This is a genomic window from Bacillus sp. EB106-02-03-XG38, assembly GCF_058792175.1.
This window is the reverse complement of sequence record NZ_JBYTED010000001.1, coordinates 328,139-347,634: the sequence shown is the minus strand read 5'-3', so window position 1 is coordinate 347,634 and position 19,496 is coordinate 328,139. Positions and strand designations below refer to the sequence as shown.

General features: G+C 35.2%; 20 protein-coding genes. 9 read left to right on the top strand and 11 right to left on the bottom strand.

Annotation, left to right across the window (positions count from 1 at the left end):
• The 6 genes from AC3WTI_RS01785 to AC3WTI_RS01760 all read right to left on the bottom strand — a co-directional run bounded on the left by AC3WTI_RS01785 (nt 1) and on the right by AC3WTI_RS01760 (nt 5,611).
• The gene (locus AC3WTI_RS01785) at nt 1-1,128 is read right to left on the bottom strand and encodes a conserved virulence factor C family protein (RefSeq protein WP_087959684.1); all 1,128 of its coding nucleotides are present in this window, start codon (nt 1,126-1,128) and stop codon (nt 1-3) included.
• A 133-nt stretch (nt 1,129-1,261) separates the two neighbouring features.
• Nucleotides 1,262-1,597 (bottom strand): single-stranded DNA-binding protein, encoded by a 336-nt coding sequence (locus AC3WTI_RS01780; protein ID WP_087959683.1) that lies wholly within the window; start codon nt 1,595-1,597, stop codon nt 1,262-1,264.
• A 310-nt stretch (nt 1,598-1,907) separates the two neighbouring features.
• Nucleotides 1,908-2,162 carry a DUF4318 domain-containing protein gene (locus AC3WTI_RS01775; RefSeq protein WP_087959682.1) on the bottom strand — a complete coding sequence of 85 codons (255 nt, stop codon included), beginning with the start codon at nt 2,160-2,162 and terminating at the stop codon, nt 1,908-1,910.
• Nucleotides 2,163-2,264: 102 nt separating this feature from the next.
• Nucleotides 2,265-2,996 (bottom strand): Bax inhibitor-1/YccA family protein, encoded by a 732-nt coding sequence (locus AC3WTI_RS01770; protein WP_001260642.1) that lies wholly within the window; start codon nt 2,994-2,996, stop codon nt 2,265-2,267.
• Nucleotides 2,997-3,071: 75 nt separating this feature from the next.
• A complete protein-coding gene (locus tag AC3WTI_RS01765; protein ID WP_097841424.1) occupies nt 3,072-4,967 on the bottom strand; it encodes an ABC-F family ATP-binding cassette domain-containing protein in 1,896 nt (631 codons plus the stop codon).
• Entirely contained in the window at nt 4,964-5,611 is a 648-nt protein-coding gene (locus tag AC3WTI_RS01760; protein ID WP_097841423.1) for an HD domain-containing protein, read from the bottom strand. Before AC3WTI_RS01760 ends, AC3WTI_RS01765 begins: the two co-directional genes overlap by 4 nt.
• A gap of 109 nt (nt 5,612-5,720) precedes the next feature.
• Between AC3WTI_RS01760 and AC3WTI_RS01755 the strand changes: the two genes are divergently transcribed.
• Entirely contained in the window at nt 5,721-6,548 is an 828-nt protein-coding gene (locus AC3WTI_RS01755) for a hypothetical protein (RefSeq protein WP_253621547.1), read from the top strand.
• A 119-nt stretch (nt 6,549-6,667) separates the two neighbouring features.
• Here AC3WTI_RS01755 and spoVS read toward each other — a convergent pair whose 3' ends face one another.
• Complete coding sequence (gene spoVS, locus AC3WTI_RS01750; protein ID WP_048528790.1) at nt 6,668-6,940, bottom strand: stage V sporulation protein SpoVS; 273 nt, start codon at nt 6,938-6,940, stop codon at nt 6,668-6,670.
• Nucleotides 6,941-7,405: 465 nt separating this feature from the next.
• On the opposite strand from spoVS, the gene AC3WTI_RS01745 reads away from it, so the two are divergent.
• The gene (locus AC3WTI_RS01745; RefSeq protein ID WP_097841421.1) at nt 7,406-7,990 is read left to right on the top strand and encodes a preprotein translocase; all 585 of its coding nucleotides are present in this window, start codon (nt 7,406-7,408) and stop codon (nt 7,988-7,990) included.
• A gap of 133 nt (nt 7,991-8,123) precedes the next feature.
• Here AC3WTI_RS01745 and AC3WTI_RS01740 read toward each other — a convergent pair whose 3' ends face one another.
• Nucleotides 8,124-9,725, bottom strand: coding sequence for a lipase family alpha/beta hydrolase (locus AC3WTI_RS01740; RefSeq protein ID WP_097841420.1), 1,602 nt, complete (start codon nt 9,723-9,725; stop codon nt 8,124-8,126).
• Nucleotides 9,726-10,275: 550 nt separating this feature from the next.
• On the opposite strand from AC3WTI_RS01740, the gene AC3WTI_RS01735 reads away from it, so the two are divergent.
• A complete protein-coding gene (locus AC3WTI_RS01735) occupies nt 10,276-11,115 on the top strand; it encodes an arylamine N-acetyltransferase family protein (RefSeq protein ID WP_097841419.1) in 840 nt (279 codons plus the stop codon).
• Nucleotides 11,116-11,210: 95 nt separating this feature from the next.
• On the opposite strand, the gene AC3WTI_RS01730 is transcribed toward AC3WTI_RS01735, so the two are convergent.
• Nucleotides 11,211-11,420, bottom strand: coding sequence for a hypothetical protein (locus AC3WTI_RS01730; protein WP_000830253.1), 210 nt, complete (start codon nt 11,418-11,420; stop codon nt 11,211-11,213).
• Nucleotides 11,421-11,582: 162 nt separating this feature from the next.
• On the bottom strand, nt 11,583-11,735 hold the full coding sequence (gene exsG, locus AC3WTI_RS01725; protein WP_000395678.1) for an exosporium protein ExsG: 153 nt from the start codon (nt 11,733-11,735) through the stop codon (nt 11,583-11,585).
• Nucleotides 11,736-11,991: 256 nt separating this feature from the next.
• Here exsG and ric point away from each other — a divergent pair, with 256 nt between their 5' ends.
• From ric to AC3WTI_RS01695, 6 genes are all read left to right on the top strand, one after another.
• On the top strand, nt 11,992-12,699 hold the full coding sequence (gene ric / locus AC3WTI_RS01720; RefSeq protein ID WP_087959675.1) for an iron-sulfur cluster repair di-iron protein: 708 nt from the start codon (nt 11,992-11,994) through the stop codon (nt 12,697-12,699).
• A gap of 207 nt (nt 12,700-12,906) precedes the next feature.
• Entirely contained in the window at nt 12,907-15,312 is a 2,406-nt protein-coding gene (gene nirB, locus AC3WTI_RS01715) for an NADPH-nitrite reductase large subunit (protein ID WP_097841418.1), read from the top strand.
• Between the two features lie 15 nt (nt 15,313-15,327).
• Entirely contained in the window at nt 15,328-15,645 is a 318-nt protein-coding gene (nirD, locus tag AC3WTI_RS01710; protein WP_087959673.1) for a nitrite reductase small subunit NirD, read from the top strand.
• Between the two features lie 58 nt (nt 15,646-15,703).
• Nucleotides 15,704-17,128 (top strand): uroporphyrin-III C-methyltransferase, encoded by a 1,425-nt coding sequence (locus AC3WTI_RS01705; protein WP_098903481.1) that lies wholly within the window; start codon nt 15,704-15,706, stop codon nt 17,126-17,128.
• A complete protein-coding gene (locus AC3WTI_RS01700) occupies nt 17,125-17,835 on the top strand; it encodes a sirohydrochlorin chelatase (protein ID WP_097841416.1) in 711 nt (236 codons plus the stop codon). Before AC3WTI_RS01705 ends, AC3WTI_RS01700 begins: the two co-directional genes overlap by 4 nt.
• Entirely contained in the window at nt 17,828-18,301 is a 474-nt protein-coding gene (locus AC3WTI_RS01695) for a precorrin-2 dehydrogenase (protein ID WP_087959670.1), read from the top strand. Before AC3WTI_RS01700 ends, AC3WTI_RS01695 begins: the two co-directional genes overlap by 8 nt.
• Before the next feature lie 220 nt (nt 18,302-18,521).
• Here AC3WTI_RS01695 and AC3WTI_RS01690 read toward each other — a convergent pair whose 3' ends face one another.
• Entirely contained in the window at nt 18,522-19,439 is a 918-nt protein-coding gene (locus AC3WTI_RS01690; RefSeq protein ID WP_087959669.1) for an AEC family transporter, read from the bottom strand.
• Nucleotides 19,440-19,496: the final 57 nt, after the last annotated feature.

The window sequence follows — 19,496 nt, the reverse complement described above, 5'->3', positions numbered from 1 at the left end:
TTATTCCCCTTTACGAGACTCCGTCATTTGTTTCCATACAGAACCTTTTGCTTCTTCTCCGCCTTCAATACGCTCTAATGCTAAACGTGCTTGCATCGCTACTTCAAACTCTGGATCATCTTGCGCTGCTTTTAATGCTGGAATTGCACTTTCATCTCCAAGTTCAAATAAGAACATAGCTGCACGCCAGCGTACTAATTTGCTTGAATCTTTCAGGGATTTAATCATAACGAACATTGCTGCCGGATCACCTACATCTGATAAACAATCACCCGCTGTACGGCGAACACTTACTGAACGATCTAATAACGCTTTATATAATAACGGCAATACTCCATCACCTTTTACCATACCTAAATACGCTGTTGCTAAACGGCGGATCGAAACTTTTTCATCATCTAACGCCATCTTCAGCACTGGCATATCTTCTTCAGTAGGATCCATTTGTTCTAATGCTGCAAAGCGTTTTTTCCAGTCAGCATCTTTCATCATCTCTTCTGTTACTTTATATGGCTCGCGCTTTTGAATCGTTACTTCAACAGCCCCTGCCTGGTTTAATAATTCTTTAACTGTTTCATTTACACGTTCCTCTGAATAAGCAGCAACAATTTCTTCTACTACTTCTTTCCCAATTTCTTCAAAGTTACCGTAACGTGTACTTTGTTCCACCCATTTACGTTCTTTTACAACGTTTGGTGCAGACATTTGAACTTTCATAATTGATTCTTTAAAACGATCAGGTAAGCCAACACGCTCTTCAGTCGTTCCATCTGTTAACTTTACTTGCATTGGAATTGTAAAGAACATTTGAACAAACACTTTCACTTCCCCAAAATGAGCAAGTTGTTGTTCTTCGCTTTCTTCTACTACCTCTTCGCCGAAAACAGCACGAACTTGTTGTAATAAAACTTTCCAGTCAAACTTCGCATTTCGCTCCACTGCTAAAAAGTCGGCTACATGATATACACCTTTAATTCCTTCAATTTTCAAAATTTCTTGCACTTGCATTGGTGCTTGTTCTTTATTTTCATTTGTATAATTATTACGTGCTCCTGATGGTAATACTTCATTCAAAATAACTTTCATTGTATTTGGACTTGGCGTCGGTTCAATTGCTTTAATCTTCACGTAAAAAACTCTCCTTTATTGCATGTTCTTAGCTGTATTGTAACATGTTACCACTCTATCCTCCTACTCGGATGCTTTATTTTGCTGATTTCTTTCCACCATCATACTTTAAATTCCTCAGGTCTCCATCTTATTACGATGCCCCCTCCCGCCTTTTCTCCAAAAATGTAATATTTTCAATCACAACTTCCGTTACATATATTCTCTTTCCTTGATCATCCTCGTAATTCTTCGTATGAATACGTCCAGTTATTCCAACAAGTGAACCTTTCTTACAATATTCCGTTACATTCTCAGCTGACCTTCTCCAAACGACGCAATTAATAAAATCTACTTGTTGCTCACCTAAACTATTTCGAAAACCTCTATTCACCGCAACACATACTCGTGCATACGCGACGTCTTGCTTTGTGTAGTATAATTCTGGCTCCTTTGTCAATCTACCGATTAATACAACTCGATTCATCATAAGTTTTACCACCTCACATATTTTTCTTCATTGTAAAGAAAAATGTAAGGAGGGTAAAAAGCGTAAAATAATGTATTTTAAAGTAAAAAATATTATTTTTTATGCTATAAAAGAAAAAAAGAAACCTTACATATTTTAAACATGTAAGGTTTCAAAATTTATCCCACTTTAATGGGCAGTAATACCCCCACCTCAAAATGCAACGAAAGCAAAGAATTTAGGTGGGGGGCGGGCTGCCCATTAAAGTCCGATTGGTGAGGGCTGATAATCAGTGGGGGATGAAGAACCCCCCACTGATTAAAGTTTCACTTTATACTTCACTGCATGAAATGTAATATCCACCGCGAGCCATTTTTATCTCAACGCGGTACATTACATTCTCTAAGTAAAAAGTAATCGGTTTAACTTTACTTTCAAAATTTAGTCTTGCATTGCATTCAGCCGCATATCCCTCTATTGCTGTAGTAATAACTTCTGATGATGGATACATTAAAGCATCATCTAGTTCTATGAAAAAACTTTTAGAAAATAGTTTTTTCATAATCCCTTTCTTCTCTTTCATCATACTCCATCCCCTTCATTTCAAGTTAACAGCATCCAATAATACTACATTCTCAATTTATCTTTGAAAATAAAAAACCCTGCATTTTTCATGCAGGATTTTTTATTAGTCATTTTTCGTAAAGTAAGAAACGAAACGAAGAATTTCTAAGTATAACCAAACTAATGTAAGCATTAGTCCCATTGCAGTGTACCACTCCATATATTTCGGAGCTTGACTACGTACACCATTTTCGATTAAATCGAAATCTAGTAATAAGTTTAATGCAGCAACTACGATAACAACTGCACTAATAATAATACCGATTGTACCACCCTGGTGAATGTACGGAACCGTTACACCAAACATGTTTAGTAGAAATACGACTAAGTACATAACCATAATTCCAAGTGTCGCTGCCATCACGCCTGTACGGAATTTATCCGTTACTTTTACTACGCGCGTTGCATATAACACTAACATTGCAAATAGAATTGAGATTGTTAGTAATACAGCGTTTAAAACGATAGAATCGCCAAACTTCATTGTATAAACAGCTGAAATACTACCTAATACTACTCCTTCTACCGCCGCATAGATTGGTGCACCAAAAGGTGAAATACGCGGGAAGAACATAGACGCAAATGCGATGATTGCCGCAACGATTAAAGCACCAATTAATACTGGCATTTTCATCGTACCCTCTATCATCTGTATGTATGAATAGACAGACGTTGCAAGTAGCAAGATAAGCATAATAAACGTTTTGCCTACTGTTCCGCCAATAGTCATCGCAGAAGCACTTGCTCCCTCTTTACGGAATGCCTCTTTTTTCAACATTGGATTAGATGTTCTCATTTTTTCCCTCCTAAAATAGGTTCTACCAATAGTGTAAAGTTTTTCTCTTTACTTTTCAATATATGCAGCTTGTTTTTATTTTAATCCTTCAACAATATCGGATAGTTCACTCCATCTTTCCATCGTTTTTTCTAGCTCTTCTTCTGTTTTTTGCTGTGCTTCAGATAATTCTTGTGCTTTTGTGAAATCAGAACCAACATTCGCAAGTTCTTCTCCGATTGACTCAAGTTTTTCTTCAAGCCCTGCAATTGTATCTTCAATTGTTTCCCATTCGCGCTGCTCGTTATATGAGAGTTTACGCTTACGTTGTTGTTTCGGTGCTTCTTCTACTACTTTTTTCTCTTTCTGCACTTCTGCTTTCTCAATAAGTTCTCTCGTTTTTTCCATTTCTAAATAATCTGTATAACTACCTAGAAATTCGCGTACTTCTCCTTCTCCCGTAAAGATGAATAATTCATCTACTACTTTATCTAAGAAGTAACGGTCATGCGATACAGTTAAAACAACGCCTGGGAAATCTTCTAAATAATCTTCTAACACTGTTAATGTTTGTGTATCTAGATCATTCGTAGGCTCATCCAATAATAGTACGTTCGGTTCTCCCATTAATATACGTAATAAGTATAAACGTCTTCTCTCGCCACCAGATAGTTTACCTATCGGTGTACCATGTGAATGTGGTGGGAATAAGAAACGTTCTAACATTTGAGATGCACCAATTACTTTTCCGTCTGTCGTATGAATGACTTCTGCGATTTCTTTAATGTATTCAATCATACGTTGATTTAAATTCATTTCTTCATTTTCTTGCGTATAGTAAGCGATTTTTACTGTTTGCCCAACTTCAATTTCACCACTATCGGGGGATATTTTACCTGCAAGCATATTTAATAGAGAGGATTTCCCGCTTCCATTCGCTCCAATAACCCCGATACGATCGCCTGGTTTCACAATATGATTAAAATTGTTCAGTACAGTTTTATCACCGAATTTTTTCGTTACATCTTTTAACTCCAGTACTTTTTTCCCAAGGCGGCTACCGCTAAGTGCAATATCAACAGATTGTTTTGCAGCTGGGCCTTCTTGACCTTTTAGCTCATCAAAACGTTGAATACGTGCCTTTTGCTTAGTCGAACGAGCTTTTGCACCACGGCGAATCCAAGCTAGTTCGCGGCGATATAAGTTTTGACGTTTTGATTCCTGTGCAAGCTCTTGTTCTTCACGAAGTGCTTTCGCTTCTAAAAACGTACTGTAATTCCCTTCATAACTATACAGTTTTCCATTATCTAATTCGAAAATACGATTCGTCACACGATCTAAGAAATAACGATCATGGGTTACAAGTAATACTGCACCTGTATATCGTGCTAAATATTCCTCTAACCATTCAACTGTCTCATGGTCAAGATGGTTCGTAGGCTCATCTAAAATTAATAGATCCGGTGTTTCAATAAAGCACTGTGCCATCGCAATACGTTTTTTCTGTCCACCAGATAAATTTCCAACAGTTGCTGTGAAATCAGTAATTCCTAATTTCGTTAATAACGATTTTGCATTCGCATTTGCTTCCCACGCGCCCATCGCATCCATACGTTGTTGCACTGCAAATAATTGTTCCTGTACCTTTTCATTACTTGGATCTTTTTCGATATGTAATAGCGCCTTTTCATAGTCACGAAGAAGACGAATTAAAGGTGTATCACCATGGAAGACTTGTTCTAATACTGTTAATTGCTCATCAAACTCCGGTTGCTGTGATAAATAACTAATTGTATACCCACGTGAATGAGTCATATCACCTGTATCAGGAATTTCTGCCCCTGCAATAATTTTTAATAACGTTGATTTACCAGTACCGTTTACACCGATAATTCCGGCACGTTGTCCTTCTGCAATACTAAATGATAATCCATCAAATAACGGTTTTTCTCCATATGATTTTGATAAGTTTTCCACAGTTAACATTTTCATATTTGTGCATTCCACTCTTTCATAAATTGTTCAATAAACTGTTCCATATAGCGATGGCGAACTTCCGCCTCTTGTTTTGCTGCGTTCGTATTCATTAAATCTTTTAGTTTTAAAAGTTTTTCATAAAAATGATTTAAAGATGGGTCGTTATTTTTTCTATATTCATCTTTCGTCATCACTTCACGAGGTGGAATAGTTGGATCATACATTAATCTCCCTTTCGCCCCACCATACGCAAATGTGCGAGCTATTCCAATTGCTCCAAGAGCGTCTAAGCGATCTGCATCTTGAACGATTTTTCCTTCAAGAGACTCCACTTTACCTCCATGACCACCTTTATAAGACATATTGGCGATGATATGAAGGACATGTTTACTTTCCTCTTCTTCCACATGTATCTCTTCTAACCAATCAGAAACTTTTTTCATTCCTGCGTCTTCACTTTTATTTAACTTCTCATCAGCCACATCGTGAAGTAATGCTGCCATTTCAATTATAAAACGATTTCCTCCTTCTTGCTCGGATAAAGAAATCGCCAGTTTATGTACGCGCTCAATATGATACCAATCATGCCCACTCGCATCTTTTTCTAAAATATGTTTTACAAAAGTAATTGTTTTTTGAATCTTTTCTTGTTTTGTCATTTTATCTTCACCCAGTTACTTATTGTAACACGCCCGCATTTTTTCATCACATATTTTCTTGTCCGCCCATACACTAGGTGGTAGGCATCATCATGAAGGAGGAATAAGTATGTTCTATAATAATCAACCGCCTTATCCACAACAACCATTTTACCCTCAACAACAAGAACAAAGATACACAGAACAATATGAAGAACAAGAGCCACAATATGAACAAAATCCATACGCAACACAACAAAACCAAGAAGCTAATTATCAACAAAATTCATACGACACACGTCCCAATTATGAATACCCTCAAAATCCATATGCAGCACCGCAAAATCATGAACAACAATTTCAACAAAATCCATACACAACAACGCAAAATCATGAAACTGAATATCAACAAAACGCATACGACACACGTCCCAATTATGAATACCCTCAAAATCCATATGTAGCACCACAAAATCATGAACAACAATTTCAACAAAATCCATACACAACTCAGCCTCAACAACCACAATATCAGCCGCGAATGTACCAACCAAACTATGACGCGCGTGTTTCACCCCCAGCACCACAAACAATTGATCCTACGCAACCACAAATTTTACCACCAGGCCCAACACTTGATATTACACAACCGCAAATCTTACCACCAGGTCCAACATTTGATATTACACAACCGCAAATCTTACCGCCTGGACCGATTACAGAACCAACGCAACAACAAATCCAGCAAGTTGTCGGTACACAGTTTTTACCTTTAAAGAAACCTGTACTAGATTTCGTAAAACCTTGGGTAGATTACGGTTTAAATGAAGCAAAACATACATCACACAAACACGCTCTAACAGAAGTTGCGGCGATTATGTTTTTAGTTGGAAAAGGGTTCAACCCGACGATTGCACATTATATTGTGGAATCTTGGGAGAAGAATGAGCAGTTTTAAGGTTATCCATTTCATTTTAAATAAAACAAAAAAAGTGTCACAAATGCGTAGGTTATAAGCATTTGTGACACTTTTTTGTTTGTTATGTTAAATGTCATTTCAATAGTAAATTACTGCAGTTACCTTTTCTTCCTAGGACCAATAATTAATTTAATCGCCGTTCTTTCTTGATCATTAATAGTAACCTCTTGAAATGCTGGAACGAAGGCTAAATCGATACCACTTGGAGCAACAAATCCTCTTGCGATTGCTATTGCTTTAATCGCTTGATTTAAAGAACCAGCCCCAATCGCTTGAATTTCTACATTTCCACTTGTTCTTAGTACACCTGCTATTGCACCTGCAACTGAATTTGGGCTTGATTTTGAAGATACCTTTAATATATTTTCCATATAAGTTGCTCCCTCTATAATTTAATTACTCCTTCGTTACGGTATAGAATATTTCCACGTATCTTTAACTACTATTCACACAAAAAGCAAACAATGCTACATATGTACATTCATTCGATACTTTTCGTCTTCTTCCTGCTCTACTACGTAAATAAAGGAGAACAACCATAAACTCTAATATACAAACTCTTCAACACTCACATCATTGCAACTGAGGATAACAGTTTTACTTCTACATGTGAAGTTAAAATAAGCATTCCCGCTATACTTTAACATTTCATGATATTCCACTGATATTTTTACCAAATCATTAACCTTTTCTTCTTCAAAAATTTTTACAACTACTATTATTACTATATTTCTTTCATCGTATTAGCACTTTATACTCCTAATCTATCACCTTTTATATAAGACAAGCATAAAATACTATGAGTATACACGTTATTCATAATAGGGGGTAATATATTGGGTTCATACTATCATTCTTCAAACTCCAATAAAAAAAGTTCATGCAATTCTTCTTCCAGCTCATATAAAAAATGCTCGTGCAACTCCTCTTCTAGTTCTTATAAAAAATGTTCATGTGACCATTCACATAAAAAAAGCTGTCCGGCATACGGAACTTTTTGGCAAACTGAGTTTATAACTGTTCCTTTTAGAGAGCCTTTTCCATTTAATCACGTTGGCCCTATAGCAGGAGGAGTTTCCTTACTAAATCCTACTACTATACAATTTAGTCAAGCGGGTGATTATAGAGTTTCTTTCATTTCAACGATTAACACTACTGTAAATCCTGTGTTTCCACATATTCCAGTCATGACTATATTTCTAAATGACAATCCACTTGCTAATAGTCAAGGTGACTTTGCTTTTCAAATGAATACCTCATCAAATAACGAATGCCTTCAATTAGCAGGTGAAACGATTGTTACAGTACCCGCTAATTCAACTCTTCAATTGAAAAATAATAGTGGTTTCAATCGTCAAAGTATTGCAACTTGTGATAATGGTATCAATGCAGTTGAATTAACAGTTATTAAACTAAGTTAATAATCATCTTCACATTTAGATGCTATTTCAGCATCTTTTTTATTGAATAATGCTTTTCTGTTAATCTAGTAAACATGAAAAAGAACCGAACTCTTCTACTGCAAAAGTTCGGTTCTTTTTATATTAAAACTTCTTACTTCTCCACATAAACCGACTTAACGATTGTACGATTATATGGTTGTCCTTCTTTATTCATCCCTTTTATATCCATTGTAACGTTATATACTCCTGGTTGCTTTATGTTCTTCAAAGCACCAGTAAATGTATTGTTATTCACATTTTGTAATTCATTAAATTCAGAGACTAGTTTTCCTTCTTTATTAACTACTCTTACTGTTATGGAAAGATCCCCTTTCATTTCAGGTGCCACAGGTGATTTTTTCAGTTTATACTCAGATTTATTCGCTTTAACTTTAGTAGGCATTTGAAGTACAAATGGTGCGCCGCTCTTGTAATCGCTTACAACTAAGTATGCATCTTTCGACTGCTTCGCCATCATTTTAACTTTCCATTCTCCTACATCCATTTTATCAAATTTAAATGTTCTAATTGTCGCGCCACCAAAGAAAGATTCATCTTCACCAGTAGTTATAACGCTATCTTTATTTGTATATATTTTTCCTTTTGGAGATATCATTTGTACTTCTACATCCGAAGAAGCAGTTAATATAGAAACGATTCCTTCTGTCTTTTTATCAACCGTAACAGTTTGCTCTATCCACTGATTTTGTGGCAATTCCCCACCTAAAATGTTTTGATTGGAAGTTGTATTTAATTGTTCTATATTTTCATTTGTACTAGTGCTGGATGCTACTAAAGCTGGAACCGGTACATTTGCTGTACGTAAATATGGTTCAATTCGCGCGAATACAGCAGACCCTTTTCGTATATTATCATGATCAAATTTGGAATCTGTAAATAAATGCGTTCCATACGGTAACTTAGCACTCCACTCATTTACTAATCCATCATTTGAACCGTATGATGACAAATATAACCCGCCCATAGATAAAGCAGAAAATACCGGTCCCCAGCTAGTCCCAGTAGCAGTATAGTAGCGATTTAATTTAGCTGCTGGATTATTATCAATCGTTGAACGAAATTTTGCCATTTCGCCCATTTGTAATGAATACGTACCATCATCTTTTTGACCTAATATAGAAGCAAGCCATCCTGCCCACCAACTATATGATAAATCCGCTAAGTTTGATCCATGATGTGGTGTCGCAAGTGTAATAACATTTCCGACAAATCGATTTGCACCATATCCTACTAATGCAGCCTGTGTATCAATACCGCCTTTACTATGTGCTACAATATTAACTTTTTTACCGAAATGATTATATATTTCTTCTAATTTTTGTGCTAACAATTTTCCGTTGTCCCATTGACTAGCTGACCCTTTTCCAGCAGCATCATATAATTGTATAAATACTGTTTGATAGCCTGCTTTCAAAGCATAGTCATACATATCATTCATATCGTGATACACTGTCTTACCATACCAACTATCAGCATTCCCATTCCTTCCTTGCACAAAGAGAATTGGAGGTCTATTCTCATCATAATTAGCAGGTTTTTGACCTAAAAACCATTCTCCAGGTGTAAAGGCTTCTTGATCTGGAAAGCCTGTTTTAAGCTCTTTTACAACTTCTGCTCGCACATTTGTGCTAATCATTGGAACCATGATAAAAAATACAATTAGTAAGGCAACACATCTTCTCATCAATCGCATATTATTCCCCCCACTTTTTTTGAAAGAAGGTGCTCTTTGTAATATTTTTTTATCTTCTCTCTTAATACTAGATAATCTTTTTACTTAAACAAAATCTTGTCCCTATTCCCACGAGATTACTAGTACCCCTTCTTCCTTAACACACGTTATTCTCTTTGTTTCTATCTCTTCCTTTTGAGAGAACACTATAAAAAAGTTTCTCAATAATTGTTAACCGTACTAAATCCAAATATCTCTAAATCATTATTGTTTATATAAAGTATACAAATCTTGAAAAAACTTTAGTAAAAAAACACTTTTTTACCACCTAGTTATAAAAAAGATTAATGAAGATATGTACTTTTATTTAATTTAATACAAAACAAACGAATAAAAGCTTATGCTGTAAGACTTTCCTAAGATTAAATATTAAACTGAAATTTCTAAATAGATAGTAAGGTTTCCAGAAACATATATTATGATAATTTTCGCAGACTTGAATTAAACTTTTAGAAGTACTAACCTATCGGTGAGCAGAAGAAAATTCTGTAAAAAGAAAGGAGAATGCTTTATGATGACCAATTTACAAAAGGAGTTTTTTAAACGACTAAAAATTCCTGAAAAAGAAATAACATTTACTGATTTAGATGAAATTCTCTTGAAAATGGGCTTGATTCTCCCCTATGAAAATCTCGATATTATGGCTGGTACTATTACAAACATCTCAAAAAATAACTTAGTAGAAAAGTTACTAATTCAAAAACGAGGCGGTCTTTGTTATGAATTAAACTCCTTATTGTATTACTTTTTAATGGATTGTGGGTTTCAAGTATATAAAGTAGCCGGTACTGTTTATGATCTTTACGATAATAAATGGAAACCCGATGATGGTCATGTCATTATCATATTAAATCATAATTATAAAGATTATGTTATAGACGCAGGTTTTGCATCTCATCTACCTTTACATCCAGTCCCTTTTACCGGAGCAGTCATCTCTTCTCAAACGGGAGAATATCGAATTCGCAAACGAACTACCCGAAAAGGTACACACATTTTAGAAATGAGAAAAGGAGCTAACGGGGAATCTACAAATTTCTTGCAATCTGAGCCTTCACACGAATGGAAAATAGGCTATGCCTTTACTTTAGATTCAATAGATGAGAAAAAGGTGAATAACATTCAAAAAGTGATTTTAGAACATAAAGAATCTCCTTTTAATAAAGGGGCTATTACTTGTAAATTAACTGATTATGGGCACGTATCATTAACAAATAAAAATTATACAGAAACCTTTAAAGGCATCAAAAATAAACGACCAATAGAATCAAAAGATTACGCTCGCATTCTTCGTGAATCTTTCGGAATAACACAAGAAAAATATGTAGGAAAAACACTAGAAAGAGGATAGTTGACTAGAAGTATTTCATAATAAAGCAGATTCCATATTTAGAATCTGCTTTATTTTATATTTTGTTATAAAAAAGTTTGTTTTGCTCTTACCCTTTAATTCTCAATTATATACTCATCATCATATTTATCGTATTGGAGCCCTGACCCTATTTTTGATTCCGTAACTTGATCTCTTAAAAACGGTGCAGCTTCCATTTTGCTAGTTGCAATTTCAATTCCATATTTTTTCGTTAAATGGGCTAATTCTATTAAAAACCACTCTCTTCGTAATGTGACTGGAATATCAAATGTTCTTCTTTTCATATATAATAGCACCTCTTTAATTTTCATAACTTAAAAAACATTATAGTATATGCATGTCCATTCTAAATGTGCTATTACTAAAATAACATTTTAGTTTACATAAAATAATTATGTATTAGTAGAAAGAGGCTTGTCCTCCTCTTTCTACTGTAGAGATTTAAATTAAGAACATCTTGGTACACCTAAAGCTAAGAATAAACCTGCTACTCCCGCAGTAATCGGTACTTTCAACGTAATAACATCATCTACTTTCGTTACTAAAAAGAAAGCATTACCTTCTTGTAATATACAAGTTACCAACAATTGGAATTCCATTCAAATCTCCTCCTTTCAATCGATATATTATACTTTATGGATTTTATTAAAAAATGTAATAGGAAATATATCCATTTTCTCCTATATACAAATAAATTTTCATCAGTCTATTAAAAATATTAATGTCCTCTGTTAAATACCACTCCTATTATTCTCAAAACTGACACATAATAAGTGATTTCAATCACCACATTGTTTTTCATTTATCGCTATTCTTAATTTAGATATTACATTTAAACTTTATGGAGGCATTCATATGGAACATACATTTACTGAAACTTCAATTGTTGGTGAGATTGTTACACAATTTCCAAAAGCTAGTGATCTTTTTAAATCATATAGAATAGATTTTTGTTGTGGTGGTAATAAGCCACTTATTGATGCAATTCATGAAAGAAATTTATCAGCTTCTGAAGTAATTACAGAGTTAAATACGCTTTATCATAATACGAAACAATTAAATGAATCTGAAATTGATTGGAAAAGTGCTTCTTATCGTGAATTGATTGATTATGTAATTCATAAGCATCATCGTTATTTAAATGAAGAGTTACCGCAGTTAAGTCCATATGTGACGAAAGTATTACGCGTTCATGGAGCAAATCAGCCTCATTTAGCTCAAATTCATAAGCTATTTCATGAACTTAAAATGGAATTAGAACAGCATTTAATTAAAGAAGAAACGGAAGACTTCCCATTAATTTTAGAATTTGAACAAAATCCAACTGATGAAAATTATGAAAAATTACGTAAAGTAGTAGATGAACTAGAAAATGAGCACAATCATGCTGGAAATATTATAAAAGAACTTCGTAAAGTGACAAATGACTTTACTCCTCCAGAAGGCGCTTGCGGTACTTATCGACTTGTCTACCAACGTCTTGCAGCTCTAGAGTCTGATTTATTTGAGCATATTCATTTAGAAAATAATATTTTATTTCCGCGTGCCATTACAAAAGCATAAATCAATTGCAGGACATGAGTGTAGATACTTATGTCCTGCTTTTACATTTTGCGAAAAATATCCACATCCCCTTCACATAAAACCGAATTTTAATAATTTGTGAATCATTATAAAAATGTGATAAATATCACATCTCCCCCTTATTTGATTTCCTATAATAGAAATATAATTCTTTGTTCAACATTTCACATAAAAGGGGAAATGAAAATGAAAAAACGTTTAGTTATGATCGGAAATGGTATGGCGGGCATACGCTGTATGGAAGAAATATTAAAACATGATAGTGATTCATATAAAATTACTATTTTTGGAGATGAACCGCATCCAAACTACAACCGTATTATGCTCTCTCATGTTTTACAAGGCAAAACAAATATGCAAGATATCATTATGAACGAATACAGTTGGTATGAAGAAAACGAAATAACTTTGTATACAAATGAAAGAGTTCAAAGTATTGACCGAGAAGAAAAAATTATTATTACTGAAAAAAATCGTACTCTTACATATGACAAGCTCATTATTGCAACAGGTTCTAGTGCTTTTATTTTACCAGTTGAAGGTTCCACCCTTCCTGGTGTAACAGGATTTCGAACAATTGAAGATACACAACTTATGATGGATACCGCTAAAGAAAAGAATAAGGCCGTTGTTATTGGTGGTGGGTTACTTGGTTTAGAAGCCGCAAGAGGTCTAATTGACTTAGGAATGGACGTACACGTTGTTCATTTAATGCCTAGCTTAATGGAGCAACAACTAGATACGAAAGCAGCTTCTCTATTGCGTGAAGATTTAGAAGCGCAAGGCATGAAGTTTCTAATGGAAAAGAAAACTGTAAAGATTCTTGGTACAGGCCATGTTGAGGGCATTCAATTTGAAGATGGTGAAGTTGTAGATTGTGATTTAATCGTAATGGCTGTCGGAATACGACCAAATACGCAAATAGCAAAAGATGCTGGTCTAATTGTCAATCGCGGCATTGTAGTCAATGACTATATGCTAACAAATGATGAGTCCATTTATGCAGTTGGCGAATGCGCGGAACATGATGGTATCGCATATGGACTTGTTGCCCCTCTTTATGAACAAGGCTCAATATTAGCGAAGCATATAACAAGTATACAAACGAATGGATATACAGGCAGTATCGTCGGTACGCAATTAAAAGTCGCTGGTTGTGATTTATTCTCTGCTGGCCAAATTTATGAAGATGATCAGACGAAAGCAATTTCAATCTTTAATGAATGTAAACGTTCCTATAAAAAAGTATTAATTCGTGATAATAAAGTCGTAGGTATCGTTTTATATGGTGACACAGCTGACGGTACACGCCTCTTTAGCATGTTAAAGAAAGAAGAAGATATTCAAGAATATACACCAGCTTCCCTTCTTCACAAAGCTGGTGTAGAAAGTGAACTTGACGTTGCTACAATGAGTGCTGATGACACGATTTGTGGATGTAATGGTGTTACGAAAGGTACAATCGTTCACGCTATTTTAGAACAAGAGTTAACTACTTTTGAAGAAGTAAAAGGATGCACGAAAGCCGCTGGTTCTTGCGGAAAATGTCGTCCGCTTGTGGAACAAGTTTTATCTCATACACTCGGAGATGCTTTTGATGCTTCTGCGCAGCCTGCTGGTATGTGCGGATGTACAACTTTATCACGTGATGAAGTCGTAGCAGCCATTCACGAGAAAGGTTTAAAATCGCCAAAAGAAGTACGAAATGTTCTTGGTTTTGTACATGAAGACGGCTGTTCGAAATGTCGTCCTGCTTTGAACTATTATTTACGTATGGCCATTCCAGAAGAATATGAAGATGATAAATCGTCCCGTTTCGTTAATGAAAGAATGAATGGTAACATCCAGCACGATGGTACATTCTCTGTTATTCCACGTATGTACGGCGGTGTTACAACAGCAGATAATTTAATGAAAATTGCTGAAGTTGCGAAAAAATACGATGTTCCTCTTGTGAAAATTACAGGCGCGAGCCGAATCGGCTTATATGGTATTAAGAAACAAGATTTACCTAACGTATGGGCTGACTTACATATGACTTCGGGATATGCGTATTCAAAATCGCTTCGTAATGTAAAATCATGTGTCGGTTCTCGCTTCTGCCGTTTCGGTACGAAAGATTCATTAGGACTTGGTATGTTACTTGAGCAATCATTAGAAATGGTAGATACACCACATAAAATGAAGATGGGTGTAACGGGCTGTCCGCGTAACTGTGCGGAAGTATTAACGAAAGATTTTGGCGTTGTTTGTGTCGAAAATGGATACCAACTTTATATTGGCGGAAATGGTGGTACAGAAGTACGCGAAGCTGATTTTGTAATGATTGTCCCTACTGAAGATGATGTCCTTCGCATTGCTACAGCTTATATGCAATATTATCGTGAAACTGGTATTTACGGAGAGCGTACTGCCTACTGGACAGAACGTTTAGGCTCCGATCACATAAAAGAAATACTACAAGATGCAAGTATGGTTACTACGTTAAATGAACGTTTCCAAACAGCGCGCAGCACATATATGGAAGCTTGGGGACAAGCACTAGAAACGAAGTCATTAAAAGCGATGTATGAAGTAGAAACTGTGAAATAAGGAGCTGTGATTTATATGATACAAACGAAAGAAAAAATAAAAGTTATGCGTGCGGAAGATCTTCCTATTCAAATCGGTAAAGAAGTGCAAATGAAAGGTATGTCTATCGCCCTATTCCGCCTTTCAAATGGTGATATTCGAGCTGTAGAAAATCGTTGCCCTCATAAAAACGGACCGTTAGCAGAAGGAATTGTATCTGGAGAATTCGTCTTTTGTCCACTGCATGATTGGAAAATCTCACTAATAACAGGTGAAGTTCAAAAACCTGATGACGGCTGTATTCAAACATACGAAGTAGAAGTTATTGATGGTGACATTTATTTATACATGTAATTTTCGAAAGGAAGCCTCCCCTGGCTTCCTTTTAAATAAAAATTGATGAGGTGCGATGATGAACGGATATGTATATTTAGTTGGTGCAGGACCAGGTGATGAAGGGCTTATTACAAAGAAAGCGATAGATTGTTTAAAGCGTGCAGATATCGTTTTATATGACCGTTTATTAAACCCTTTCTTTCTTAGTTATACAAAAGAAACATGTGAACTTATTTATTGCGGAAAAATGCCAAAGAATCATATTATGCGCCAAGAAATGATTAACGCCCACCTCCTCCAATTTGCGAGAGAAGGAAAAATCGTTGTCCGCTTAAAGGGCGGAGATCCATCTATTTTCGGCCGTGTCGGTGAAGAAGCAGAAACTTTAGCAGCAGCGAACGTTCCATATGAAATTGTACCAGGTATTACATCTAGCATCGCCGCTAGTAGCTATGCAGGTATCCCCCTCACTCACCGTAACTACAGTAACAGCGTTACTTTATTAACGGGGCATGCGAAAGGTCCTTTAAGCGATCATAGAAAATTTAATTCATCCCACAATAGCGACACAATTGCCTACTACATGGGTATAAAAAACTTACCTACAATTTGCGAAAACTTACTACAAGCAGGAAAAAAAGATGATACACCAGTAGCAGTCATTGAATGGGGTACAACTGGAAAGCAACGAGTTGTCACAGGAACACTTTCAACCATTGTTCCTATCGTCAAAAACGAGAATATTTCAAATCCATCTATGACAATTGTTGGTGATGTCGTTTCCTTACGAGATCAAATAGCTTGGAAAGAGCGTAAACCATTACATGGTAAAAAAGTTTTATTTGTCTCCGCAACGAATAAAACAAGTTTAATGAAGCAAAAGTTACAAGAAGCCGGTGCAGAAATTTATCAAATTCCTACTTTCAAAAGGAAAGAATACACATTAACCTCTGAACAAATCAATGAAATTTTTAACGTTGATCGTCTTGTTTTTTGTTCAGCTGAAAGTGTTGAAATATTGATGAGATCATGTAGTAAACATCAGAAAGATATTCGTTCCTTACAGGCGAAACTGCAATATATAAACGTTGCAACTCAAGAAAAACTTATGCAGTATGGGTTACTAAGTAAACAAGCAGAGTTTTCCTTCGATACTACTGTTTATTTAGGCAGAAATATTAATCGAATTGCTTTTATACAAGAGAAAATTGGTGCTGGCTCCTACATGATGACTCATGAGTATACAATTGATCATCGCTTCGATGAAGTCCATACTCGTATGCTTTCTGAATTCTCATGGGATAGCATTGTGTTTGAAGGGCGTGCCTCAATTGATGCATTTTTATCAGAAATAAAACGACTTGGCTTTATCAATATTCTTACTCTCCCCTTCTCATATACCGACGTTTCAACTTTACACTATGCGAATAAAGTCGGTTTTCATCATGTAGATGAGCAATTACAAGACATGATTATGAAGAAGGATTTGGTGCTGCGATGAAAGGTATTGTATATGTGGGACACGGGAGTCGCCTGCACGAAGGTAATGAACAATTCATTCACTTTATTCAATCTGTTATGAAAGAACGTAACGAACGGATTCAAAAAATAGCTTTTCTAGAACTAACAACACCTACTATTTCGGATGCCGCTACAGAAACGATACTAGAGGGCGCAACAGAAATAATGATTGTACCTGTCTTATTATTTGCAGCAGCTCACTATAAACGTGATATTCCTTTTGAAATAGAACAACTACAAAAGAAATATCCACAAATAACATTTTCAGTTGTACCTCCTTTTAGTACGCATCCACATATGGTGGAACTTGTAGTAAAAAGAATACATGAAACTATGCCAATGCAAGGTAGTAGTATTTTACTCGTAGGACGAGGCAGTAGTGATCCACAGCCGATACGGGAGTTACAACAAATCGGAGTAGCTGTCGGACAAAAACTCGGTATGCCAGTATCGTGCTCCTTTTTAACGAAAGGAACACCCTCTTTTACTGCTGAACTGAAGACTATAACATCGACTGCGTCCCATGTATACGTCATGCCGTATCTTCTCTTTACCGGACTGTTGCTTCAAAAAATTAAGTTGTATACAAAAAAATATGATCACGTTACAACTTGTAACTGCCTACAATTTGATACATATATGAAATTAACATTATTAGAACGAATGGAGGAATGTGCGTATGTATAACATGTACCCTCTCATGCTTAATTTAAATAAAAAAGTTGTCGTAATTATTGGTGGAGGTAAAATTGCATATCGAAAAGCGTCTGGATTAAAAAATACAGACGCTTTTATCACCGTTATCAGCCCAGAAATTTGCGAAGAAATGAAGGAACTTCCTTTTATTACTTGGAAGCAAAAAACTTTTAGTAATGATGATATTAAAGATGCTCACCTTATTTATGCAGCTACAAATCAACATGCTGTAAATCTGATGGTTAAACAGGCCGCCCACGATTTCCAGTGGGTTAACGTTGTAAGTGATGGTACAGAATCATCGTTCCACACACCTGGCGTCATCCGACATGATGAATATGTTGTCACTATTTCAACTTCAGGTAAAGATCCATCGTTTACGAAGCGTTTGAAGCAGGAACTAACATCAATTTTTCCTACTCTTATAAAAAAGCTTTCTCTTACTCACAAATTATAATCTATTTCTTAGCTAAAATAGTAATTACCTTTGGACAAACGTTTTTTAGAAGCGTTTGTTCTTTTTGTTTCGGTTTCTTTTTTGAATTAAGCCGCTTGATTATGAGGCATGCTACAATTGTAAACTACACCTAATATATCAAAGACTGTTTTCCTCTCATATCGATGGGATTTCCGTCCATCATTTACCGCCTCAAATCTATTCGTTTTTAAACGTATATTCAAAACAAAATATAGGACAAATAAATAACGACAGTTACTGTAATAATGCTAAAAAGTGTTGAAAATAAAACGATTTGTGCATGTAATTCAGGCTCTATTTGATATTCCATAGCAATGGTTGATGTATTTCTTGAAGTAGGAAAAGAACTTGCAATAAATAATGATTGTGCAACAATACCATCAATGTTTAGTAGGTAGATCATGGCAAGTGCTAATAATGGTCCCATCAATAATCTTCCAATTAAAGCCCATGTTATGACTCGATGGAAAAAATTAAGCTTAATGTTGGATAATTGCGCCCCTAGCAATATGAGTGCTATTGAAACAAAACTATTCGCAAGCTGATTAAGAGGTAGAAAGATAGAATTAGGTATTTGAATTGTGAAAGATTGGAAGAGAACCCCTAATATGAGTGCATGAAATACAGGCATTCTTAGAAATGATTGAATAATACTTCCGATAGTTTTTGTTGCTGACAGTAAGTTATATATCCCATACGAATAAGTTAAAATATTCTGAAAAATAACGATAAAAATTTGAATGGAAACCCCCACTGGATTGTGACTGAAAATCAATTGACTTACTGGTAATCCATAATTACCGGAATTCATTAACGAAATGCTATTTTTTAGAGCTGCACTTTCTCCTTTTTCTAATTTTAATGTTTTTGAAATGAAATGACTTACCATCATCACACTCAGACTGTAAAGCATTAAATAGTATATTATCTGGAGCAACAAACCTGTTTCTATACTAATATCATATATATTCACAAATACAGCCGCTGGCATCAAACAATAAGTAATAAGTGTAGATAGCTGCTTTAAGTTAAATTGGAACTTTCTTTGTAAGATTGCACCAATTAGCATCAATATTAATATTGGTAATATTACGTCTAATATAATAAAAATAAACATTTATAACCTCATTCTAAATATATTTTAGTTGGATTAAACGCTTTACTAAATATGTAC